Raw genomic sequence first — 22,749 nt, 5'->3', positions numbered from 1 at the left:
TTCACGCCGCAACTCCCGTTGCCATGGTTTGCGATGCCGACAGCCGCCGCCAGAGCGGCGCCATGGCCTCGGCAATGTCGTTGTAGAGGGCGTAGCGCCGGTCGTAATGGGCGGCAAGCGCGCCGTTCGGCTTGTAGTGCCGCTCGACCTGCACCATGGCATCGGCCCCTTGCGTGAAATCGGCAAAGAGGCCCACGCCGGTTCCCGCCGCGATGGCCGCGCCGAGCGCGCCGGTTTCCCGCGAGGCGGCGACGGAGACGGGAACGCCCAGCACATCGGCGAAGATCTGCGGCCAGAGCCTGCTGCGCGAGCCGCCGCCGGAAAGGACCGCCTCCTCGAACGTCGCGCCGGCCTTGCGGATCGTCTCGACATGCTGGCGGTGGCCGAACGCGACGCCCTCGAGTAGGGCACGGACCAGATGGCCTCTGGTGTGCCAGCCAGCGATGCCGTAGAAGCCGGCCCGAGCGTGGCCGTCCTGCTGCGCGCCGTAGAGATAGGGATGGTAGAGCGGGTCGTCCGCCGCGGGCTCGATGGCCGCCGCCAGCGCGCAGCACGCGTCGAACGGCGAGATATCGCCCTGATGATCGCCCTCGAAGAACTCCCGCACCAGCCATTCGAGATTGGCCGCGGAGGTGGCGCTGTTTTCCATCGCCATGTAGCGGCTGCGGTCGAAAGTAGAGGACATGAAGACCGGGCCGTCAAGGGTGGGGCCGTCCATGATGACTTGGTTGATGCTCCAGGTGCCCGCGATGATCGAAGCGCTGCCCGTGCGCGAGACGCCCGAGCCGAGCGCCGAGGCGACGACGTCGAACAGCCCGCCGACGACGGGCGTCCCGGCGGCAAGCCCGGTTTCCCGCGCCACCTCCTGCGTCACCCGCCCGGCGATGTCGGCGCTTTCGATGAGCGTCGGCAGGAGGTCCATGCAGTCGCCAAGGCCATAGGCCTCCATCAGCTGTCCGTCGTAGCGGCGCCCGGCAAGATCGATGAGGCCTGCGCCCGACATGTCCGACACCTCGCTGACGCGCTCACCGGTCAGCCGGTTCACGACGAAGTCCTTGGAGAAGAACACCGTGCCGATCCGCTTGAACACCTCCGGCCGGTGGCGCTTCAACCAGGCAAGCAGGGTCGGCGTCTGGGACGGCCAGGGACGCTGGCGGGCGATGGGATACGTCCGCTCGCCGACGCCGGCCGACGCCCATTCCTCGACGAGGCCCGTCGCCCGCGTGTCGAGCGACTGGATGCCGATGAGCGGTTCGCCATCCCGATCGAGCGCATAGAGCCCGTTGCCGTGCCCGGCGCAGCCGATGGCGGCGATGTCGCCGGCCGCGATCCCCGCCTTGTCGAGGCAGGTGCGGATGACGCGCCGGGCATTGGCCCAGAGTTCATTCAGGTCGCGCTCGACATAGCCGGGGCACGGCATGCGGCTGTGCCCCTCCTCCCCCGCATAGGCCACCTCGCGGCCCGCGCAGTCGAAGATCACCGCCTTGATGACGGTGTTGCCGGCGTCGAGCCCCAACAGATACTTTCCCATTCTGAACCCCTCCCAAGGTTCGGCCCGACATCAGCCCTGCTGATAGACCGCGAAGGCCTCTTCGCCGCCCGCATCCTTGTGGATGATCGCCATCAGCCCGCGCACGACGGCGCCCGGATTGGCATGCTGGTAGATGTTGCGCCCGTAGACCATGCCCATTGCGCCCTGCCGCATCAAGGCGGCGGATTTGTCGAAGACGGCGCGAAGGTCCTCCTTGCCGCCGCCCCGCACGAGGATCGGGCAGCGCGCCGCCTCGACGACGCGGTGGAAATCTTCCGCATTGGTCGTCGGATCGGCCTTGACGATGTCGGCGCCCATTTCGCGGGCGAGCCGCGTCAGGGTGACGATCTTGTCGGCATCGCCATCCACCATGTAGCCGCCGCGCTCCGTGACGGGCTGCATGCGGCTCGATCATCAGCGGCATGCCGTATTTCTCGCAATCGGCCCTGACGCGCGCGATGTTCTGCACGCATTGGCGGAAGAGATCGGGCTCGTCCGGCAGCATGAAGAGATTGACCACCACGCAGGCCGCATCCATCTGCAAGGCGCCGACCAGCGGCTCGGCCTCGTTCTGCAGCACGGCCCACATGTCGCGATGGCGGATGCGGTTGTAGGGATTGCCCATGTCGATGCGCATGACGAGCGCCGGCTTGTCCTTGCCGGGGATATCCTGCAGGAGGTCGGCCTGGCCGTAGTTCATCTGGATCGCATCGGGCCTCGCATCGACCAGCGCCCTCACGACGGCGGGCATGTCCTCCAGCCCGTCGAGGAAGGACGGCTCGTTGCACACGCCGTGATCGATCGCGACGTCCAGGCAACGGCCGTTGCCGAACAGCCGGTTCATCCGGACCTTGCGGTTGTCTCGCATAGTTCACTCCTTTGTTCGTTCCTTGCGGAAAGGGTTTCCTGCGAAACGCCGTGGCGTTCATGCAGGAGGGTCAGAAAACGGGTGCGCTCCTCGGCCCGGCGCGAGGTGCCCCAAGCCTTTTCGGCGGCAAGCAGGTCGAGGACGGCCTCGGCCATGGCGAGGGAAAGGTCGCCGGCGATGGCGAGCGTCGTGCGGCGCAGCAGCAGGTCATCCAGATGCTCCACCGCCTCCGTGCGCAGGAGATACAGGATTTCCCGCGCACTGTAGCCGGCATGGGGCAGGGACTGCTCCGCGCCGGCCGCGATGAAGCGGGCGACTTCCTCGGCATCCGTACCGTAGCGTTCGAAAAGCGCCGCCAATCTTGCGCAGGTGAGACCGGTCGATGCGGCCAGCGCGGCAACCCAGCCGTCGCGGTCTGCCGGGAAGGCCCGGCCGCCCCCGAACGGACGGTCCGCCGTATCCACCCGGCGCGACAGCCCGAGGCGCTCCAGCGTCATGTCGGCGGCCAGTTCGCCGAACGAGCGGAAGGTCGTCCATTTGCCGCCGATCATGCAGAGCACCGGCGGCCCGCCGTCCTGCCCTTCGAGCATGGTGCAGAAATGATCGCGCGGGATGCGGCCCGTGAAGCTGTCCTTGCTCGCTGGAAGCGGGCGCACGCCGGCGAACTGGAAGATCACCTCCTCCGGACGAACGTGTACGCCCGGCAGCACGAAGGCGAGCGATTGCAGGATGTAGTCACGCTCCTCCGCCTCGCAGCGCACCGTGCCGGGATCGTCGACACGGATATCCGTCGAGCCGACCAGCACCTTGCCGAGATAGGGAAACAGGATGCAGATGCGCCCGTCCTCGTTCTCGTAGTAGATCATGTGCCCGTCGAGCATGTCGCGCAGGACCGGATTGTCGACGATGAGGTGTGAGCCCTTCGTGCCGCCCATCAGCGGCGCCGGCAGAGCCTCCTGCGGGAACAGGAAGCCGTTCGCAATGTCGATCCAGCCGCCCGTTGCGTTGATCACCAGACGGGGCTGGATGGAAAGCACGTCCCCGGAAACGCCGTCCCGCAGCCGGAAGAGACCGGCACCGGCCTGTTCGACGGTCGCATAGTTCAAAGCCCGGGCATTCGGCCCCGCCGAGAGGCCATCGCGCAGGAGCTCGATGCCGATGCGTTCGGGATGGCTGACCCAGGCATCGAAATAGGTCGCGGAATTGCGGATCGCCGGATTGAGCGCCGGCCATTTGTCGAGTGTCGCCTTGCGGCCGCGGAACTGGTGCCTCGGCATCAGCGCACGCTTGCGCGTCAGGAAATCGTAGATGCCGAGGCCCGCCTTGATGGCGATGGCGCCGCGCCGGCTCGGGCGGCGGGTGAGGCCGAAGAACCGCACGATACCGTTGGCAAGGCCGGAGAAGGTGTCGAAGATCGGCACCGTGGTCGGCAGGGGCGCGACATAGTGGGGCGCGTTGCGAAGCAGCCGGTCGCGCTCGACGAGCGATTCTCTGACGAGGCTGAACTCGCCGTTTTCGAGGTAGCGCAATCCGCCGTGGACCATGCGCGAGAGGGCCGCGCTCGCGCCCGAGCAGTAGTCGTCCTTCTCGACCAGTAGCACGTTCACGCCCTGCAGCGCCAGCTCGCGGAAGACGCTGAGCCCGTTGATACCGCCGCCGAGGACGCACACGTCCACCTTCGGGCTCTGGCGGAGCCCGTCCACTATCTCGTTCCGGTTCATGATGACAGCCTGCTATCCGTCCATGTTGGCCAGTTTCGCCGCGATGGCGGTGTCTATCGAAGCAAGATCGTCCGCCCCGAGCCGGAGCGTGCCGGCCCGCGCATTGTCCAGCGCCTGCGCCGGGTTCCTCGCACCGCAAAGGGCAAAGGTCACGCCCGGCTGCGCCAGCGTCCAGGCGATGACGACCTGGGCGATGCTCGCGCCGTGCCGCTCCGTGACCGGCCGGATCGCCTCGGAAAAGTCCTTCGCCTTCTGCCGGTTGGCGACGGAAAAGCGCGGATTGTCCTTGCGCTGGTCGTCCCCCGCGAAGATGCGGTCCGGCCCGATCGTGCCGGAGAGCAGGCCGAGCGCCAGCGAGGAATAGCTGAGCGTCGACACGCCGTTTTGGACAGTGAGCGGCAGCAGGTCCGCCTCGATCTCGCGATCGATCATGCTGAACCGCTCCTGGATCACATCGAGCGACCCGGTTTGGATGTATTGCTCCAGTTCCGCCCGGTTGACGTTGCTGGCGCCGATAGCGCGGATCTTTCCGGCCCGCTTCAGTTCCTCCAGCGCAGCGACGCTCTCCTCGATGGGCGTCGTCGGATCCTGCCAATGGGTGATGTAGAGGTCGATATAGTCAGTGCCGAGCCGGCGCAGGCTTTCCTCGACCTCATGGACGATTGAATCCCGGCCGAGATAGCGGTGGACCGGCTTGCTGTCCTGATCGAAGAAATGATTGCCCTTCTGCGTGTGCCAGACGAGACCGCATTTGGTGGCGATCACCGCCTTGTCGCGACGGCCGGCCAGCGCCCTGCCGACGATCTCCTCCGACCGTCCTAGACCATAGGCAGGGGCCGTGTCGATAAGCGTCACGCCGGCCTCCAGCGAGGCCTGGATGGCGGCGATCGATTCCGCCTCGTCCGTGCCGCCCCACATCCAGCCGCCGATCGCCCAGGTGCCGAGGCCGACGGCCGAGGCCCTGACGCCGGAGCGCCCGATTTGACGGATCAACTGTTCGCCGCTCATGCGGAAAGTCCTTCTTGCGATGCCAGTTCAAGGATGCGCGCGCCGGTCGCCTCGTCGGTGACGAGCGTATCAAGATGGTTGCCGCGCAGGACGGAGAGGATGGAACCGGCCTTGTTGAGGCCGCTCGCGACACCGATCTTCGTCGGGATCGACGCGAATTCCTCCAGCGTCAGCGACACCAGCGCGCGGTTGAGGCTGTAGTCGCAGACCCTTCCCTCGCCGTCGAGGAGGTGGGCCAGCAGTTCCGCGCTCGCGCCGGAATGCTCGATGGCCGACCGGTCGGTGCTGGACGACGGGTGCAGGTCGTAATAGGTCGAGTCCGAACTCAGGATCGAGCCGATGCCGACGACGGCTACCTTGGCCTCCCGCGCCCGCTGGAAGACTTCCGAAACGGAGCGCATGTTCATCAGCATCGCCCGCTGCCCGGCATCGTCGGCAAAGAGCGGCGCGTGGATCTGCCAGGAGCGGCCGCCGAGCCGCTCGGCCATCAGCGTCGAGACATGGTTGACGTCCGTATAGTGCTTGCCCTGCACGCAGCCCGTTCCGGGGATGACCTCGACGTCGAAGCGGCGCGGCGCCTGGAGGCCGGCGACGACGGCGCCAACACCCTTGCCGCCGGTGATGCAGATCGTGTCGCCGTCGGCGATCTCCTCCAGCAGCAGGCGCGCGGCCGCCTCCCCCACCGCCAGAAGCGCGGTCTGCGGATTGTCGGATACGGTCGGCACCACCACGGCGCGGCTGATGCCGCCGAGCGCCAGAAGCCGTTCCTCCATATCCACCAGCGGCTCGACCGGCGACTTGATCTTGATCTCGACGAGGCCGAGCTGGCGGCCGCGCTTGATGAGGCGGTTGACGGTGGCGTGCGAGAGGCCGAGCTGGTCGGCGATCTGTGCCTGCGTCAGCCCTTCCAGGAAATGCAGGACGAGCGCCTGATGCATCTGGCGGGCGATGACGATTTCTTCGCGCGGCGCGCTCGTCCTGGGTTTCAACTTGGCGATCGGCATGTCAGGCGGCCTTCCGCTTGTGCAGGAAATGGTCGATGGAAACGGCGGCGAGCAGAATGCAACCCTTGATCATGTCCTGCCAATAGACGGAGACGTTGAGCAGGATCAGCGACGAGGTGACGAGCGAGAGCAGCGCGATGCCGAGGATGGCGCCGAGGATCGTTCCCGACCCGCCGTTCAGCGAAGCCCCGCCGATCACTGCCGCGGCGATGATGTTGAGCTCCATGCCGACGCCGAAGGTGGGCGTGGCCGCGCCGAAGCGGGACATGTAGATGACGCCGGCGACACCGGCGAGCGTCGAGCACAGCACCGTCACCCAGAATTTCACCTGGTTGGTCTTGATGCCGGAATAGAGCGCGGCCTTCTCGTTGCTGCCGGTGTAGAAGACCTTGCGGAAGGCGGTCGCCCGGCGCAGCAGGAAATCGAACAGGACGACGACCGCGACGAAGATCAGGATGACATAGGGCACACCGTAGAAGGTGCCCTGCCCCACCGCCTTGAAGCCGGCCGGCAGCGTGAAGAGCGACAACGGCGTGCCTTTGGTGATGATGAGGCAGAGGCCGCGCACGATCACCATGGCCGCGAGCGACGTGATGAAGTGGTTGAGCCCGACGACCGTCACGAAGAAGCCCATGATGCCGCCGATGGCGGCGCTGGCGGCAATGCCGATCAGCGAGGCCGTCCAGGGATCGAGTCCGGCCAGGAAGAGCGAGCCGGAGAGCACCATGGCAAAGCAGACGACGGAGCCGACTGCAAGGTCGATGCCGCCGACGATGAGCAGGATCGTCATGCCGACGACGACGATGCCCTCCACCGAAAAGCTCATCAGCATGGCGCGGAAATTGCCGAGCGTCAGGAAGTGCGGCGAGGCAAAGCTCATGACGATGCCGAGCGCCAGGATGATCGCGATCAATCCGGCTTCGCGCATCGTGGCGATGCGCTTGAAGGATGGTGTTCCCGGCGCGCCTGCCGCCATCGTGTCGATTGCCATGTCCCTCTCTCCCACTTTCTCTTCACGCGGCATGGTTCGCCGCCCTTGCCGTGCCCATGCCCGAGGCAAGACGGATCACGGCCTCTTCCGACATTTCATCCGCGGCGAGTTCCCCCGCGATGCGCCCTTCCCGGACGACCAGCACCGGTCGGCAAGACCGAGCAGTTCCGGCATTTCCGAGGATATGACGACGATGCCGATGCCCGAGCGCGCAAGCTCGCGCAGCAGGCGGTGGATTTCCGTCTTCGCCCCGACATCGATGCCGCGCGTCGGCTCGTCCATCAGGATGACCTTCGGCTTCACGGCAAGCTGCTTGGCGATCGCCACCTTCTGCTGGTTGCCGCCGGAAAGCGACTTGACGGGTGCCTCTATGCCGCCCATGCGCACGCCGAGCCGGCGGGCGAAGTCCTCGGCAAGCGCCGCCTCCGCGCGGCCGTTCAAAAGACCGGCGGAATTGGTCAGCGCCTTCAGGTCCAGCACGGAGATATTCTGCGCGATGGACATATCGAGGAAGACGCCCGAGCCCTTGCGGTCCTCGGAGAGATAGACGATGCCCGCCTTCACCGCGTCGGCATAGGAATTGATCTTCTGCGTCCTGCCATGCAGCCGCACCGTGCCCGCCACGCGCGGCCTCAGCCCGCAGATACCCTCGGCGATCTCCGTGCGGCCGGAGCCAATGAGGCCGCCGATGCCGAGGATTTCACCCTTTCGTAAGTCGAAGCTGACGTTCTGGAAGCGCTCGCCGTCGCCGATGCCGTCGATCTCAAAAATGGTTTCGCCGGACGCCTCGTCCGCCCCGAGCTTGTCGGGATAGAGCTGGGTGATCTCGCGGCCCACCATGCGGCGCACCACATCGTCCGCCGTCACGTCGGCGATGCGGTCGGTGCAGACATAGCGGCCGTCGCGGAACACGGTGACCCGGTCGCAGAGCGAAAAAATCTCCGCCATGCGGTGGCTGATATAGATGATCGACATGCCGTTCGCCTTGAGGTCGCGGATGATCGCGAAGAGCTGCTGCGCCTCGGTTTCGGTCAGTGCGGCGGTCGGCTCGTCGAGGATCAGCACGCGGCAGTCGAGCGTCAGCGCCTTGGCGATCTCGACGAGCTGCTGGCTGGAAATCGGCAGGTCCGCGACCTTGCGGCGGACATCGATGGCGGCCAGGCGGTTCATCACCGCCTGCGCATCGCGCTCCAGCGCGCGGTAGTTCATGAAGGGCGAGCGGCGGCGGTTGGTCGCCGCCATGAACATGTTTTCGGCAACCGTCGCATCGGGGCAGAGCGCGATCTCCTGATGCACCAGACCGATGCCGAGCGACTGCGCAACGGCGGGAGAGGAAACGCGCACGGCCTTGCCGTCGACGCGGATTTCGCCCTCGGTCGGCTGGAGCACGCCGGCGATGATGTTCATGAGCGTCGACTTGCCGGCGCCGTTCTCGCCGCAGAGCGCATGGACCTCGCCGCGTTCGAGCGTGAAGTCGACGTCCGTCAGCGCCTTCACCGCCCCGAAATGCTTGGTCACGCCATGAATGGTGAGCACCGGCTCCGCCATCGTCATCCTCCCTCTCCCTCTCCCCTCAAGACCATCCGCGCCAGCATGGCGCGGATGGCGATCGCTTGGGAGCTTACTCCTCGATACCCTTGGTGCCGCGACGCTTCAGGTACTTGTCCCAGTAGAAGTCGTCGGCATTTTCCGCCGTCACGATGGACAGGCCATTGTCGACGACCGGAATGCTCATCGGGTTGAAGCCCGAACGTTTTGCGTCGTTCATCGGGTCGATCAGCTCGGGGTGCTTGGCGAGCCACAGCAGCATGAAGCCCATATAGCCCTGCATGCCCTGGTTCGGGTTGATCGAGCCGAAGACCTCGCCGGCCTTGATCATGTCGAGGATGTTGGCGTTGACGTCCGCGCACATGACGAGGACCTTGCCGCCGCTTTCCTTGTTGGCCTGCGCCGCGCCGATCGCCGAGTTCGCCTCCGGCATGAAGACCGCACCAAGGTTCGGATTGGCCTGGATGAGGCTCGAAAGCCCCTGATAGGCCTTGGTCGGATCCTGGTTGGAGGCGGCGCGGCCGACGAGCTTCATGTCCGGCCACTTCTCTTCCATGCGGGCGATGAAGGCGGCGATGCGCTTGTCGTGGTTGTCCTGGCCCGGATTTTCGAGGACCGCATATTCGCCCTTGCCGCCCATCTTCTCGGCAATGGCGTCGGCCGCATAGGTGCCTTCGCGGGTGTTGTCCGAGGTGATGAAGGAGACGCGCTTGGAGAGCGGCGAGTCGGCGGCGAAGGTGACGACCGCCGTGCCCTGGTCGATGGCGCGGTTGATCGGCTCGATGAACGGGTCGGAGTTCATCGGATGGACGAGGATGCCGGCCGGGTTCTGGGCGAGCGCCTGGTCGAAGGTGGCGATCTGCTTGTTGACGTCATATTCCGGCGTGCCGGTATATTCGGTCTCGCAGCCGAGCTGCTGGCCGGCCTGCTTGAACATCTCATAGACCGGGAACCAGTATTCGACGCCCGAGACCATGACGTTCATGACGTATTTTTCGCCCGGCTTGCAGCGGAACGGGTTCTCCGTCTCGGCGGCCGCGGAACCGGCAAAAAGCGTTGCTGCGAGGACCGCCATCGCGGTCGTGCTGAGAAAAGTGCGCAAAAGTCCTCCTCGAGGCCGAAGCCCCTCCCAAAAAGCCCGAGGGCGCCGGAACGACGCCGCTGATCGCGTTGAAGACCGGATTTCCTCCTCGAAGTCCGGTATGGGCAGCTAACTGCAAAGCGCATTGCGTGTCAATATAATTCACGCATTGAAATTTATTTCATGCTATCTGGCTGAAATCAAGGCCAGCGACTGAAATATCTTTCACGTCTATCCCTTCACCCGCAGCCCGGATGGATCGTAAGGCGGTTCGAGGTGGATTTTTGCCGGCGTGCGTTCCATGGCGACGACGAGCTCATAGTCGCCATCCGCAAGGAACCTGTCGTCCACGCCCTCGCCACGGCGCACATAGCCGTAGCCAATGTTCTTGCCGAGCGTGTAGCCATAACCGCCGCTCGTCAGATAACCGACCGGCTCGCCGTTCCGCAGGATCGTTTCGCGCCCGACGAGCACAACACCGGGATCGTCGACCGTGAAGCCGGCAAAGGCCTTCCTGCGCGGCTCGCCCTTCGCCGCTTGCAGCGCCCCGCGGCCGAGGAAATCGACGGTCTTGCCCAGCTTCACCGCCCAGCCGAGGCCGGCCTCGAAAGGCGTGTCGTTCGGCGTAATGTCGGAGCCCCAGGCGCGATAGCCCTTTTCGAGGCGCAGCGATTCCAGGGCACGGTAGCCGACAGGGCGGATGCCGAAGGGTTTTCCTGCCGCCATCAGCGCATCGAAGACGGTTCCGATGGCGCCGATCGGCACGTGCAGCTCCCAACCGAGTTCCCCGACATAGGTAACGCGCAGCGCCCGGACGGCATGGCCGGCGATGCCGATCTCGCGCACATGGCCGAAGGGGAAACCGGCATTGGAGACATCCGCCTCCGTGACGGCCGAGAGCACGTCGCGCGCCTTCGGCCCCATCAGGGAGAGCGTGCCGAAATCCTCCGTCACGTCGCGCAGCGTAACGTCGAGACCCGCCGGAACATGATCGGCGATCCAGCCGAGATCGTGGGTGCGGAAACCGGTACCGGTTACGATGTAGAATGTCTCATCCGTGAGCCGCGCCACCGTCAGGTCCGCCTCGATGCCGCCGCGGCTGTTGAGGAGCTGGGTATAGGTGAGCCGCCCAGCCGGTTTGCTCACGTCGTTGGCGCAGATCCAGTCGAGCGCCTTCTGCGCGTCCCGTCCCGTCATCTCGTATTTGGCGAAGGAGGACTGGTCGAAGATGCCGACGGCCTCGCGCACATGGCGGTGTTCGTCCCCGACGGCGGCGAACCAGTTCTGCCGCCCCATCGAATAGACGTCCTTCGGCGCGACCCCCTCCGGGGCGAACCAGTTCGGCCGCTCCCAGCCGAGCTTCGAGCCGAAGACCGCACCATGCGCCTTCAGGCGCTCATAGAGCGGCGAGACCACGCGCGGACGGCCGCTTTCGTATTCCTCGTGCGGGAAGGCGATCGTGTAGTGCTTGCCGTAGGCCTCCAGCGTGCGGTCGAGCACCCATTGGCGGTCGCGGTGCATGCCGGCGAAGCGGCGGATATCGACCACCCAGAGATCGAGCGGCGCCTCGCCGTCGACGACCCATTGCGCCAGAACCCAGCCCGCCCCTCCCCCGGAGGCGATGCCGAAGGCATTGAAACCGGCGCCGACGAACATGTTCGCGCATTCCGGCGCGACGCCGAGGATGAAGTTACCATCAGGCGTAAAACTCTCCGGCCCGTTGATCATCTGCTTGACGCCGACCTTTTCCAGGGCCGGCACGCGGGCGATCGCTTCGGCCATATGCTGCTCGAAATGGTCGAAATCGTCATCGAAGAGCCGGTAGGCCCAGTCGTCGGGCACGTCACCGGTCGTCCAGGGCTGCGGGTTCGGCTCGTAGCCCCCCATCACCAGCCCACCGACCTCCTCCTTGAAATAGGTGCGCCGATCAGGATCGCGAATGGTCGGCGCATCGGTTGACAGACCCGGCACCCTCTCCGTGATGATATATTGATGCTTGACCGGCTGGAGCGGCACGTTGATGCCCGCCATCGCCCCCACCTGCCGGGCCCATTGGCCGGCGCAGTTGACGACTTTTTCGCACGCGATATCGCCAAGCGTGGTGCGCACGCGCACGATACGATCGCCGTCCATGTCGAAACCCGTCACGCGCACGTTCTCGACGATCTTCGCGCCGTGCATGCGCGCGCCCCGGGCGAGCGACTGGGTGATGTCGGAAGGGCTTGCCTGCCCGTCCGTCGGCAGCCAGCTTGCCCCGACGAGGTCGCCGACCTCCATCAGCGGCCACATCGCCTTCACCTCTTCCGGCGTCAGCAGGTGCATGTCCATGCCGAAGCTCTTTGCCGTGGTGGCGAGACGGCGGAACTCGGTCCAGCGGTCCTGATTGGTGGCAAGGCGCAGGCACCCCGTCATCTTCCAGCCGGTCGCAAGCCCGGTCTCGGCTTCCAGTCCCTTGTAGAGATCGACGGAATATTTCAGCACGCGGGTGATCGACGCCGAGGAGCGCAGCTGCCCGACAAGGCCCGCCGCATGCCAGGTCGAGCCCGATGTCAGCGTGCCCTGCTCCAGCAGCAGGACGTCCGCCTTGTGGTCGCGCGCAAGGTGGTAGGCTGTCGAGCAGCCGATGATGCCCCCGCCAATAACGACGATTTCGGCATGCGATGGCAGGGTCATTTCGCAGGTTTCCCGTATGTGGTTCTGTAATGGTCGAGTGCCTTGTCGAGGCGCTCGAGGTTCTCCGCCGTATAGCCGACATAGTCGATGCCCGGCGCCGCGAGGTGCAGTTCGGAAACCATGCTCCACATCGCTTCGCGCAGCAGCGAAGCGCATTGCATGGCGGCATGCGAGCGACGGATTGCAGGGCTTGGCGCACCGCCGAAATAGGCGTCGAGGAAATCCTCCGCCTCCTCAGGGGAAAGCCCGGCATTGGACGTGGCGCCGGCAAGATCGAACATGGCGGTGGAGAAGCCGGCATATTCGAAATCGATCAGCCAGAGCCGCTCGCCGTCATCGAGAAGGTTTGCCGGCAGGAGGTCGTTATGGCCGAAGACGATCGGCAGCGGCATCTGCGCCGCCTCCAGTTCCTCGGCCAGCGCCAGGTAATCCGGCAGGCACGGCACCATGCGGCTGCCGCCGGCCGTCAGCGTGCGGGCATAGTCCCGCACCACATGGAACGGCCAGAAGAGGAATGCGGCGCCGCTCACCGCCGCCGGCATCTGCCTGTGAAACCGGCGCAGCAGGTCCGCCACGCGGCGGCGCTCCGCCGCGACGTCCTGCGCGGCAAAGGTCTTTGCCCCGAGGAAGGCGGAAACCATGACGCCGGGCTCGGCATAACGCACCTCGGGTCCGAAACCCGCTGCATGCGCCGCCCGCGCGGTCATCAGCTCGCGTTCGCGAAAGACATGATGGAAAGGATAGTCCTGGCCGAAACGCACGACATGGCGCCCTGCCCCGTCGTCGACGCGGTAGCTCTCGTTGCTGATGCCGCCCTTCAGCGGCGCGATATCGATACGGCCGCGCCAGCAGGGCAAGGCCCGGATGCGGTCTTCGACGGCGCGGCTGAGCTCGACATGCCCCTCCATAGACTTCCTCCCATGGCAGCAGGCGACCGCCACCCAATGCCGTTCCCGATTTGTTTTCTACAGGCTGCGGCGGGGGCAATGTCATTCCGGATGAGCGCCGCTGTCAATTGCAAGATGTGGCTTTTTATGACTTTGCGCCCGTTTTTGCGGCTTTCTTGCCAGACGACCCATGACGGATTATGAAACAGGAAGACCTTGCGGATTCGACCGACATGAACCATTCCAAGCGCCATAGCGACATCCTCCGGCTTCTCCAGCAGGAAGGCACGGTGAGCATCGCCGACCTAGCCCACAAGCTCGACGTTTCCTTGGAAACCGTGCGACGGGACATCAAGCCGCTGACCACCAACGGGAGCGTGGTGAAGATGCACGGCGCCGTGGCCCTGCCCTCCGTCGTCGGCGAAGCGCCGTTCGAAAAGCGCATGCGCGAGAACAGCGAGGCGAAGAAAGCGATCGCCGTCGCCGTGGCAGCGACCATTCGCGACGGCGATTCCATCATGCTCGATACGGGCACGACGACCAGCTACCTCGCCCGCGAATTGCTCGGCCATCGGCAACTTACGGTTGTAACCAATTCCTCGGACATCGCCCGCACGCTTTCGACCGTCAACGGCAACCGCGTCTACATGGCGGGCGGAGAACTGCGCAGCGACAACGGCGCCGCGTTCGGCATCTCCGCCATCGAGTTCATCAGCCATTTCACCGTGGGCCACGCGGTGATCACGACCGGGGCTATCGATGCCGCGATCGGCATCATGGACTATGATCTGGAAGAGGCGGAATTCGCGCGCGCCGTGGTTTCCCGCGGCAAACGCGCCATCGTCGTGACAGACCACACCAAGTTCGGCCGGCAGGGCCTCGTGCGCGTCTGCGAGTTCAGCGCGCTTACCGAGCTTTTCACCGACAAGGCCCCGCCCCGCGACGTCTCCGCCGCGCTGAAGGCCGCCGGCGTGAACGTCACCCTCGCCCGCTAAGTTGCCCGCAGTAAACTGAAAAACCCGGCGAGGTCATCCCGCCAGGTTTTGAGTTCAAGCCGGTGAAGTGCCGACCCCGGCATTTCTACCAGGAAGTGCTTGCCTTGAGCATGAACGTCCGGCCCGCGCCATAGCCGCAGGAACCGGCGCCCTTGCAGCTTGCCACATATTCCTTGTCGAAAAGGTTGGAGGCATTCAGCGCGATTGCCCAATTGTCCTTCTCGAAGCGGATGGCCGCATCGACGAGCGTTGCCGAAGGCACTTCCAGCGTGTTCGCCTGGTCCGCCCAGGACTTGCCGATGTGGCGCACACCGGCCGCCACGCTCAGGCCCTCAAGCGCCCCGCCCTGGAAGGCGTAGTCGAGCCACAGCGATGCGGTCAGGTCTGGCACCTGGATCGGCGTGTTGCCGGCAGGCGTCGAATCGGTCTCGCTCAGAACCTCCATGTCGAGATAGGTCAGCGCGCCGATCACCTTCAGGGCGGGTGTCACGTTTGCCTGTACCGACGTTTCGAAGCCGCGCGAGCGAACCTTGCCGAGGGCAGCCTGGAAGAGCGGGTTCGACGGATCGGGCGCCGCCGCGTTCTGGCGGGTGATGTCGAAATAGGCCGCCGTGATGATCGCATCCATGAAGCCCGGCTGGTACTTCACCCCGGCCTCCCACTGCTCGCCCGTCTCGGACTTCAGCAGCTTGCCGTCCGCGCCCGTCGTGGTCGTCGGGTTGAAGGAGGTCGAATAGCTGACATAGGGCGTCAGGCCGTTCGCGAATTCATAGGCGAGCGCCGCCCGGCCGGTGAATTTCCCCTCGTCCCCTTCCACGGAGTTTGCCGCCGTGATGTGGTCCTCCAGGTCCGTCGATACGAAATCGTAGCGGCCGTTGAACGTCGCGATCCAGCCACCGCCGAACTTGATCTGGTCCTGCGCGTAAAGACCAAGCTGGCTCTTGCTCAGGTCCTGATCGAGATAGGTCCCCAATGCGCCGGGAATCGTACCGTATACAGGATTGAGCGGGTTGATGGATGCGGCCCCACCCGCGGCCTGCGTCTGGTCGATATTGTAGTTGCGATAGTCCAGCCCGAGCAGCAGATCGTGGTCGAGGGCACCCGTCGAGAACCCGCCTTCGAGCTGGTTATCGACAGCGAAAAGTCCGACGTCGGTGTCGTGCCCGAAGCGGAAGCGGTTGAGCATGCCGGCGGTGATGCCATTGCCGTAGAGGCCATCCTCCTCGAGCGAGACGCTGGCATAGCGCAGGTTCTGGCGCACCGTCCAATTGTTGTCGAAGGTGTGCTCGAATTCGTAGCCGATCATCGCCTGCTGACGATCATAAGTGTCGAAATCCGGCTCGCCGTAGAACAGGTCGCGCGGGATGCGTCCGACGCCGGGCGCGTCCACCACCGTGCCGACATAGGGCAGGAAACCGGTGCTGGTGTGGGTCAGGTCTATGTGCTGATAGGAGCTGAGGATGGTGAAGCTGGTCCCCTCGTCGGGCTTCCATGTTAGGCTGGGCGCGATCGTCCCGCGGAAGTCCTTCGCCTTGTCCGTCTCCCAGCCACCGCCGGAAATCTTCCCCGTCAGGCGGTAGTTCACGACGTCGTCGCTGCCGAGCCGATCGCCAAAGTCGAGCCCGAGATAGGCGTTGCCGAAGCTGTTGATGCCGGTCTCGACATAGCGTAGCGGCTCGTCCGTCGGGCGCTTGCTGATGTAGTTGACGAAGCCGCCCGGATTGGCGCCGCCGTAGAGCGCCGAGCTCGGGCCCTTGATGACCTCGATGCGCTCGAGGAAGAACGGATCGACGAGAAACGTGCCGAACCCGCTCTGGTGCAGCGAAAGCCCATCCAGGAACACGCCGGTCTGGTCCGCCTGGAAGCCACGGATGAACAGCCAGTCCGTATCCGAATCCGTGCCGTAGGTGGACGGATTGACGCCGGCGACGTAACGCAGCGCCTCGTCGATCTTCTGCGGGCTCTGGGCATCGATCTCTTCACGGCCGACGACGGTGACCGACTGCGGGATTTCCCTGAGCGTGGCGGCCGACTTGCTGCCGGTGCGCGTGGACTTTGCGACGAGGCCCTGTACCGGCTCGACACCGGTCGCAGCGGAAGCCGCGCCCCCCTGCTCCACGCGAATTTCCTCCAGGCGCGTGGCCTCGCCGGCGCTCTGCGCGACGGCCGCGAGCGGCGCCAGTAGGGCGATTGCGGCCGCGCCGCAGGCCAGCGCGCACCGCACCCGTTGTTCGTTCTTCGACTTCTGCATCATCCGGCAAACCCCACTCGCGCCCGGTCCCCGCACCGGACAGTCAATCACAATAAGATGAGTGATTAACTCAGTTTTAACAGCCGGGCTTGTCGCATTCCCCGAAAATTGAACGTTCTTGGGCAATTTTCCAAAAGACGAACATTCGCTCGTAGGACCTTCAAGCGGGCTGGGTCTTCTGCCAATGGGCGGGCGTCGTTCCGAAATTCTTGCGGAAGACGCGGGTGAAATGCGCCTGGTCGGCGAAACCGGCCTCCGCCGCGATCTCGGTGAGGGAATGTTCCCCCTTCAAGATCAACTGCTTGGCATGGCGCAGCCGCGCATTCATCTGCCATTGATGCGGCGCGACGCCCGTGGAAGCCTTGAAGGCATGGCTGAAATGCGATTGCGAAAGGCCAATGAGCGCAGCCAATTCCTCCAGCCGGATGTTGCGCAGGCAGTTTTCCTCGATGAAATCCGTCGCCCGGCGCAGTTGCCAGCCGGCAAGCCGGCTGCGCTTGCGGCTCGGCGCCTTGGCGAGCTTCATGACATCGATGATCAGCGCGAGCGCAAGACCATCGCCATAGAGATCGTGCAGCGGCTGGGGATTGGTGCATTCCGCGGCGATAAGCTGGGCAAGCGCGAGAAGGCGGTTATCCGAGAAGAAGAGCTGCGGCGTTGCAAGCCGCCCAGGATCGAGATCCTCCGCCAGCCGCCGGCTGATCGTCTGCGCGTCGAAATGCAGGTCGAGATGGCGCATGAACCGGTGGTCGGCAAGGTCCGCCCAAAGCTCGAAATTCGCCGGAATATAGGCGATCGGGCGGTGTCCCCAATCCTCCACGGTCTCCGAACCGCCGGGCGCCACGCGAATACGGGACTGCCCCGGCCCCCGCTTGTCGAGCAGCACGAAGAGGCGCGGATCCTGCCCGACATAGTAGCCGCCGGCATAGGGCGCGCATTCCACATCCCAGACATCGGCGACGATGCCGTTCCATTGCCGGCGATTGAGATCGCCGACGACGGAAAAGCCCTCGATCCTGTTCTGCATGCGCGGCTGGAACGTCATCTCGCCGACCGGATATACCTTCTAATTTTTGTCAAGTTTCCTAGCGCGGAATGCACAGCGATGCAATATCGCCGAAACGAAGAAGGGGCGGCTCGACGCCGCCCCTCCCCTTCCCCGCAGGTTTGCCCTGTCAGTCCTCTTCTTGGAATACTTCCTCGCGCTTCTTCTTGACCGAGGGCAGGAAGACAACGACCAGCACGGCGAGGGCGAGGGCGAGCAGCACGGCACTGATGGGCCGCGTGACGAAGGTCGTCGGATCGCCGCGCGACAGGATCATGGCGCGGCGCAGGTTCTCTTCCAGCAGCGGCCCGAGCACGAAGCCCAGCAGCAGCGGCGCCGGCTCGCAGCGCAGCTTCACCAGCAGGTAGCCGCCAAGGCCGAACAGCGCGACCGCGTAGAGGTCGTAGACGTTGGAATTCACGCTGTAGACGCCGATCGAGCAGAACGCCATGATGATCGGGAAGAGCACGTAGTAGGGCACCGTCAGCAGCTTCACCCACAGGCCAATTAGCGGGAGGTTCAGGACGACGAGCATCAGGTTGCCGATCCACATGGAGGCGATGATGCCCCAGAAAAGTGTCGGCTGCTCGGAAGCGACGTTCGGCCCCGGCACGATGCCCTGGATGATCATGGCTCCCACCATCAGCGCCATGACGGGGTTGGCGGGAATGCCGAGCGTCAACAGCGGTATGAACGAGGTCTGCGCCCCGGCATTGTTGGCCGATTCCGGGCCGGCGACGCCGGCAATGGCGCCGTGGCCGAACTCTTCCGGATGGTCGGAAATGCGCTTCTCGACCGTATAGGAGGCGAAGGCCGCCAGGATCGCCCCGCCGCCGGGCAGGATGCCGAGCGCCGAGCCGATGCCCGTGCCGCGCAGCACCGGGCCGATCATGCGCTTGAAGTCGTCCTTCGTCGGCCAGAGACCGGAAACCTTCGCCATCACGAGGCTGCGTGTCTTCTCGCCCTCGAGGTTGCGCAGGATTTCGGCGATGCCGAAGACACCGACCGCGACCGCGACGAAGTTGAGCCCGTCGGCATATTCCCGGATGCCGAGGGTAAAGCGCGGCGTGCCGGTATAGATATCCGTCCCCACCAGTCCGAGCAGCAGGCCGAGCGCCACCATGGCGAGCGCCTTGACGATCGAGCCGTGCGCCAGCGCGATCGACGAGACGAGACCGACCACCATCAGCGAGAAATACTCGGCAGCGCCGAATTCAAGGGCGACGACGGTCAACGGGATGGCGAAGATCGCCACGAGGAAGGTGGAGACCGTGCCGGCGAAGAACGAGCCGAGCGCGGCGATGGAAAGCGCTGCCCCCGCCCTGCCCTTGCGCGCCATCTGGTAGCCATCGATGGCCGTCACCGCGGACGAGGATTCGCCCGGCATGTTGATGAGGATGGCCGTGGTCGAGCCGCCATATTGCGCGCCGTAGTAGATGCCGGCGAGCATGATCAGCGACGAGACGGGCTCGAGCTGGAAGGTGATAGGCAGGAGCATGGCGATGGTCGCCGTTGCGCCGATCCCGGGCAGCACGCCGATCAGCGTGCCGAGCAGGACGCCGATGAGGCAGAAGGCGAGGTTCGCGGGCGAGGCGGCTGTCGAAAAGCCGAGAACGAGATTGCTGACAAGATCCACAAACGCCTCCTACAGCCGGGTCCAGGGACCGAACCGCTCGAACGGCAGGCCCAGCGCATAGCTGAACACCGCTGCCGAGAAGATCGTGATGGCGAGCGCAAGAACGAGCGCCATGCCGGGTTTCATGCGTGTCGAGGCGAAAGCGGCGATCAGCGCGGTGAAGAACAGCGACGGCACGAAGCCGAGGCCCCGGACCGTCAGGCCGAAAAAGACCGGGGCAGGGAGGATGAACAGCATGCCGCGCAAGGCGAGCGGCCCCATGGGCTCGCCCTTCACCCGGGTTGCCTGAACCAGCACAATGACGCCGAGGATCGTCAGGATCACGGCGAGGATCATCGGAAAGTAACCCGGCCCCATGCGGAACGCGGTGCCTAGCTCCAGGTTAAGGCATTGATAGACAAAGAAGCCACCGAGCGCGATGAAGGTCAGGCCGCATATCGCATTGGTGCTGTCGAATTGCACTTGTTTCATGGAATCCCCTTTTCCAGCGGCCGGGAAAGGCCGCGCCGGCGGCAGGTGTCGCGGCGGCGTCGACCGCCACCACGACCCTATCCGTGCGAATTTTAGTCGGCGTACTGGCCGGCGGCCTCGATGACGGGCTTCCAGCGGGCTATCTCGCTTTCGAGCTTCGCCTTGAGCGCGGCCGGCGTCGCATCGGCTTCGGAGGAGGGCGCCGTGCCGAGTTCGGCGAAGCGCGCGACGACGTTCTCGTCCTTCAACGCGAGTTGGAGCGACTTGGAAAGCCGCTCGGTCACCTCGGCCGGCGTGCCCTTGGGTGCATAGATGCCGTGCCAGATGCCGACCTGGAAGCCCGGCAGGCCGCCTTCCTCCGCCGTCGGAACGTCCGGCAGGTTGCCGAGACGGGCAGGGGACGTCACGGCATAGGCCTTGATCGTGCCGCCCTGGATCTGCTTCGTCGTGTTGGTCGTCTGGTCGCACATCACGTCGACCTGGCCGCCGAGAAGATCCGTCATGGCCGGACCGGTTCCCTTGTAAGGTACCGTGGTAAACTGCGCCTCGAGCGCGCTCATCAGCATCATGCCGCAAAGATGGGATGCCGCGCCGATACCGGCATTGGCCACCGTCACGGTGTCCTTGTTCGCCTTCATATAGTCGATCAGGCCTTTGAGATCGGTGGGCTCAAATTCCTTGCGGGCCACGATCGTCATCGGCACGTCGGTGACGAGACCGACATATTCGAAGGCGTTGAGCGTGTCATAGGCCAGCTTGCGGTAGAGCGTCGCGCTGGTGGCCATGCCGATATGGTGCAGCAGCAGCGTGTAGCCGTCCGGGTCCGCATTCGCCACGCGGCCGGCGCCGAGCGTTCCGCCGGCGCCGCCGACATTCTCCACGACGATCTGCTGGCCGAGATCCTTCGACATGGCTTCCGCGACGAGGCGCGTCACCGTATCCGTCGGGCCGCCGGCGGAGAACGGCACGACCATCGTAATGGTCCGGTCTGGATAGGTCTGGGCGAGGGCAGAGGTGGAAAGCAGCGATACGGCGATTGCCGCCGAAATGCCCGCGAGGGCTTTCAAGGTCTTCATCAAATCCTCCCGATGAAATCTCAGCCGGCAGGGCTCCTCCCGCACCGGTTCTGGATGCGGCAAGAATGATGCGATCCTCGGCTCAGGCAAGCGAGTGAGCGGATTTCGCAGTCAGTTTACGGCGGTAAACTTGTTCGATTGGGTGGATTTGGTAACAAAGGCGATTGCACATGGGTGGATTCCCACCCACCACGATCGTCAGAACTCGTCCTGAAGCGATGCGGCGTTGAGGTTCTTGTCGAGGCCGTATTTCTGCATCTTCTCGTAGAGCGTCTTTCGGGAGACGCCGAGTTGCTCGTAAACCGGCTTGAGGCTACCGCCGTGAGCGGTGAGCGCACTGGAAATCAACCCCTTCTCATAGGCGGCAACCTTGTCCGACAGCCGTCGTGGCTCGGCCATCTGGGGCACATCGTCCGGGTTGGCATCGAGGCCGAGCACGAATCGGTCGGCCGCATTGCGCAGCTCCCGGACATTGCCCGGCCAGCCGCGCCCGGCAATCTCCGCCGTCAATTCCGCTGGCACATCGACATCGCTACGCATATAGCGAGCGGCCGCTTCGCGCACGAGCTGGAAGAAGAGGAGGGGAATATCCGCCTGGCGCTGGGCGAGGGAGGGCACATGCAGGGTCGCCACGTTCAGCCGATAGAGCAGGTCCGCGCGGAAGCGGCCCGCCGCAACTTCGGCCGCAAGGTCCACCTTGCTCGTGGCGATGAAGCGCACATCGAGCGGAACAGGTTCGTTCGAACCGAGCCGCGTGATGACGCGTTCCTGCAGGACCCGAAGGAATTTCGCCTGCAAATCGAAGGGCATGGAGCCGATCTCATCGAGCAGTATCGTTCCGCCGCGGCCATGTTCGAACTTGCCGTAGCGCGGGCGGAGTGCACCGGGAAAAGCGCCCGCCTCATGCCCGAAGAGCTCGCTCTCGATGAGATTTTCCGGCAGGGCGGCGCAGTTGATGGCGATGAAAGGCTTGTCGGCGCGACCACTGATATCATGCAGCGCCCGCGCAACGACTTCCTTGCCCGCGCCCGTCTCGCCGATGATCAACGTGTCCGCGTCGGTCGCGCCGATAGCCCGCAACTTGTAGCGCAGGTCCACCATGACCTGCGTGCGCCCGGGCAGCCGCGCCTCGATATCGTCCCGCTTGCCGGCGACCGCACGCAGGCGGCGGTTTTCCAGAACGAGGCTCCGACGGTCCATGGCCCGGCGAATGATGCCGGCAAGATGCTGCACGGTGAATGGCTTTTCGAGGAAATCGTAGACGCCGGCGCGCATGGCGCTCACGGCAAGCTGCACGTCCGCATGGCCCGTCACGAGGATGACCGGCACCTCGGGGTCCACCTCCCGGATGCGCTGGAGGAGCGTCATGCCATCCATGCCGGGCAGGCGGATATCGCTGACCACCACGCCATCGAAGGCATAGCCGACGAGCTCCAGCACCGGCTCCGCGCTTGAAAACGTATCGACCTCGAGGCCGAACAGTTCCAGCGCCTGCGCCGACGATCGCCGCATCTCCTCCTCGTCGTCGATCAGGAGGATGCGTCCCCCCGTCATTCCGCTGCCTCCTGCACCGCGTCCGCACTTTCCAGCATGATCCGGAAGACCGCACCGCCTTCCGGATGGTTCACGACGGAGAGATTTCCGCCGAAGTCCTTGACAATATTATAGGAAATCGAAAGGCCGAGGCCCAGCCCCTTCCCGACGCCCTTGGTGGTGAAGAACGGATCGAAGATGCGCTCGGCAATTGCCGCGGGCACGCCGGGGCCATGATCGCGCACCTCGATGACGACATGCGCATCGACACGCCCGGCGGAAAGCACGATCCGTCGATCCGCAAGACCTTCGACCGCATCCGCCGCATTGCTGATGATGTTGACCAGAACCTGCTGCAGGCGGACCGGCCCCGCCTTGACGAGAAGCCCGTCCCCTTCAAGCGCGACGGTCAGCTTCGCATCCGCCGCCT

General features: G+C 64.9%; 16 protein-coding genes and 2 pseudogenes (1 of these 18 only partly in view). 1 reads left to right on the top strand and 17 read right to left on the bottom strand.

The window, feature by feature from the left end; translation table 11 throughout:
- Position 1: 1 nt before the first annotated feature.
- From Q9316_RS21790 to Q9316_RS21745, 10 genes and pseudogenes are all read right to left on the bottom strand, one after another.
- Positions 2-1,531: an FGGY-family carbohydrate kinase gene (locus tag Q9316_RS21790; RefSeq protein ID WP_306035408.1), complete on the bottom strand. Its 1,530-nt coding sequence runs from the start codon at positions 1,529-1,531 to the stop codon at positions 2-4.
- A 30-nt stretch (positions 1,532-1,561) separates the two neighbouring features.
- Positions 1,562-2,399, bottom strand: a pseudogene (locus Q9316_RS21785) (class I fructose-bisphosphate aldolase).
- A complete protein-coding gene (locus Q9316_RS21780) occupies positions 2,372-4,120 on the bottom strand; it encodes a glycerol-3-phosphate dehydrogenase/oxidase (RefSeq protein WP_306035407.1) in 1,749 nt (582 codons plus the stop codon). The pseudogene Q9316_RS21785 and the gene Q9316_RS21780 overlap by 28 nt, the downstream one beginning before the upstream one ends.
- 12 nt (positions 4,121-4,132) lie before the next feature.
- The gene (locus Q9316_RS21775; RefSeq protein WP_306035406.1) at positions 4,133-5,128 is read right to left on the bottom strand and encodes an aldo/keto reductase; all 996 of its coding nucleotides are present in this window, start codon (positions 5,126-5,128) and stop codon (positions 4,133-4,135) included.
- Positions 5,125-6,132 (bottom strand): sugar-binding transcriptional regulator, encoded by a 1,008-nt coding sequence (locus Q9316_RS21770; protein ID WP_306035405.1) that lies wholly within the window; start codon positions 6,130-6,132, stop codon positions 5,125-5,127. Before Q9316_RS21770 ends, Q9316_RS21775 begins: the two co-directional genes overlap by 4 nt.
- 1 nt (position 6,133) lies before the next feature.
- A complete protein-coding gene (locus Q9316_RS21765) occupies positions 6,134-7,123 on the bottom strand; it encodes an ABC transporter permease (RefSeq protein ID WP_306035404.1) in 990 nt (329 codons plus the stop codon).
- 22 nt (positions 7,124-7,145) lie between these two features.
- Positions 7,146-8,671 (bottom strand): annotated as a pseudogene (locus tag Q9316_RS21760) (sugar ABC transporter ATP-binding protein).
- A gap of 73 nt (positions 8,672-8,744) precedes the next feature.
- Positions 8,745-9,773, bottom strand: coding sequence for a substrate-binding domain-containing protein (locus Q9316_RS21755; protein ID WP_160858746.1), 1,029 nt, complete (start codon positions 9,771-9,773; stop codon positions 8,745-8,747).
- A gap of 210 nt (positions 9,774-9,983) precedes the next feature.
- Positions 9,984-12,425: a GcvT family protein gene (locus tag Q9316_RS21750; protein WP_306035403.1), complete on the bottom strand. Its 2,442-nt coding sequence runs from the start codon at positions 12,423-12,425 to the stop codon at positions 9,984-9,986.
- Positions 12,422-13,333 (bottom strand): choline/ethanolamine kinase family protein, encoded by a 912-nt coding sequence (locus tag Q9316_RS21745; RefSeq protein ID WP_306035402.1) that lies wholly within the window; start codon positions 13,331-13,333, stop codon positions 12,422-12,424. The genes Q9316_RS21750 and Q9316_RS21745 overlap by 4 nt, the downstream gene beginning before the upstream one ends.
- Before the next feature lie 212 nt (positions 13,334-13,545).
- Here Q9316_RS21745 and Q9316_RS21740 point away from each other — a divergent pair, with 212 nt between their 5' ends.
- Positions 13,546-14,307 carry a DeoR/GlpR family DNA-binding transcription regulator gene (locus Q9316_RS21740; RefSeq protein ID WP_306035821.1) on the top strand — a complete coding sequence of 254 codons (762 nt, stop codon included), beginning with the start codon at positions 13,546-13,548 and terminating at the stop codon, positions 14,305-14,307.
- A gap of 85 nt (positions 14,308-14,392) precedes the next feature.
- Here Q9316_RS21740 and Q9316_RS21735 read toward each other — a convergent pair whose 3' ends face one another.
- The 7 genes from Q9316_RS21735 to Q9316_RS21705 all read right to left on the bottom strand — a co-directional run.
- Positions 14,393-16,558 carry a TonB-dependent siderophore receptor gene (locus Q9316_RS21735; protein WP_371878046.1) on the bottom strand — a complete coding sequence of 722 codons (2,166 nt, stop codon included), beginning with the start codon at positions 16,556-16,558 and terminating at the stop codon, positions 14,393-14,395.
- Between the two features lie 160 nt (positions 16,559-16,718).
- Positions 16,719-17,603, bottom strand: a complete 885-nt coding sequence (locus tag Q9316_RS21730; RefSeq protein WP_306035400.1) for a helix-turn-helix transcriptional regulator — start codon at positions 17,601-17,603, stop codon at positions 16,719-16,721.
- Positions 17,604-17,733: 130 nt separating this feature from the next.
- Positions 17,734-19,239 (bottom strand): tripartite tricarboxylate transporter permease, encoded by a 1,506-nt coding sequence (locus tag Q9316_RS21725; protein ID WP_306035399.1) that lies wholly within the window; start codon positions 19,237-19,239, stop codon positions 17,734-17,736.
- Positions 19,240-19,248: 9 nt separating this feature from the next.
- Positions 19,249-19,710, bottom strand: coding sequence for a tripartite tricarboxylate transporter TctB family protein (locus tag Q9316_RS21720; RefSeq protein WP_306035398.1), 462 nt, complete (start codon positions 19,708-19,710; stop codon positions 19,249-19,251).
- Between the two features lie 92 nt (positions 19,711-19,802).
- Positions 19,803-20,786: a tripartite tricarboxylate transporter substrate-binding protein gene (locus Q9316_RS21715; protein WP_306035397.1), complete on the bottom strand. Its 984-nt coding sequence runs from the start codon at positions 20,784-20,786 to the stop codon at positions 19,803-19,805.
- A gap of 198 nt (positions 20,787-20,984) precedes the next feature.
- Complete coding sequence (locus Q9316_RS21710) at positions 20,985-22,340, bottom strand: sigma-54-dependent transcriptional regulator (protein WP_306035396.1); 1,356 nt, start codon at positions 22,338-22,340, stop codon at positions 20,985-20,987.
- On the bottom strand, positions 22,337-22,749 hold the 3' portion of the coding sequence (locus Q9316_RS21705; RefSeq protein ID WP_306035395.1) for a sensor histidine kinase. The gene runs 1,411 nt beyond the window's last position; only the last 413 of its 1,824 coding nucleotides appear in the window; its start codon lies beyond the right edge, outside the window; it ends in the stop codon at positions 22,337-22,339. Before Q9316_RS21705 ends, Q9316_RS21710 begins: the two co-directional genes overlap by 4 nt.

Source organism: Shinella zoogloeoides, assembly GCF_030733845.1.
GTDB lineage: Bacteria > Pseudomonadota > Alphaproteobacteria > Rhizobiales > Rhizobiaceae > Shinella > Shinella zoogloeoides_C.
The sequence above is the reverse complement of the archived record's forward strand: the minus strand, read 5'-3'. Positions and strand labels throughout refer to the sequence as shown.

Excerpts from the sequence above, each read along its gene's own strand:
- Q9316_RS21790 (WP_306035408.1), bottom strand. The coding sequence starts at position 1,531 with ATGGGAAAGTATCTGTTGGGGCTCGACGCCGGCAACACCGTCATCAAG.
- Q9316_RS21780 (WP_306035407.1), bottom strand. The coding sequence starts at position 4,120 with ATGAACCGGAACGAGATAGTGGACGGGCTCCGCCAGAGCCCGAAGGTG.
- Q9316_RS21775 (WP_306035406.1), bottom strand. The coding sequence starts at position 5,128 with ATGAGCGGCGAACAGTTGATCCGTCAAATCGGGCGCTCCGGCGTCAGG.
- Q9316_RS21770 (WP_306035405.1), bottom strand. The coding sequence starts at position 6,132 with ATGCCGATCGCCAAGTTGAAACCCAGGACGAGCGCGCCGCGCGAAGAA.
- Q9316_RS21765 (WP_306035404.1), bottom strand. The coding sequence starts at position 7,123 with ATGGCAATCGACACGATGGCGGCAGGCGCGCCGGGAACACCATCCTTC.
- Q9316_RS21750 (WP_306035403.1), bottom strand. The coding sequence starts at position 12,425 with ATGACCCTGCCATCGCATGCCGAAATCGTCGTTATTGGCGGGGGCATC.
- Q9316_RS21745 (WP_306035402.1), bottom strand. The coding sequence starts at position 13,333 with ATGGAGGGGCATGTCGAGCTCAGCCGCGCCGTCGAAGACCGCATCCGG.
- Q9316_RS21740 (WP_306035821.1), top strand. The coding sequence starts at position 13,546 with ATGAACCATTCCAAGCGCCATAGCGACATCCTCCGGCTTCTCCAGCAG.
- Q9316_RS21735 (WP_371878046.1), bottom strand. The coding sequence starts at position 16,558 with ATGCAGAAGTCGAAGAACGAACAACGGGTGCGGTGCGCGCTGGCCTGC.
- Q9316_RS21730 (WP_306035400.1), bottom strand. The coding sequence starts at position 17,603 with ATGACGTTCCAGCCGCGCATGCAGAACAGGATCGAGGGCTTTTCCGTC.
- Q9316_RS21720 (WP_306035398.1), bottom strand. The coding sequence starts at position 19,710 with ATGAAACAAGTGCAATTCGACAGCACCAATGCGATATGCGGCCTGACC.
- Q9316_RS21715 (WP_306035397.1), bottom strand. The coding sequence starts at position 20,786 with ATGAAGACCTTGAAAGCCCTCGCGGGCATTTCGGCGGCAATCGCCGTA.
- Q9316_RS21710 (WP_306035396.1), bottom strand. The coding sequence starts at position 22,340 with ATGACGGGGGGACGCATCCTCCTGATCGACGACGAGGAGGAGATGCGG.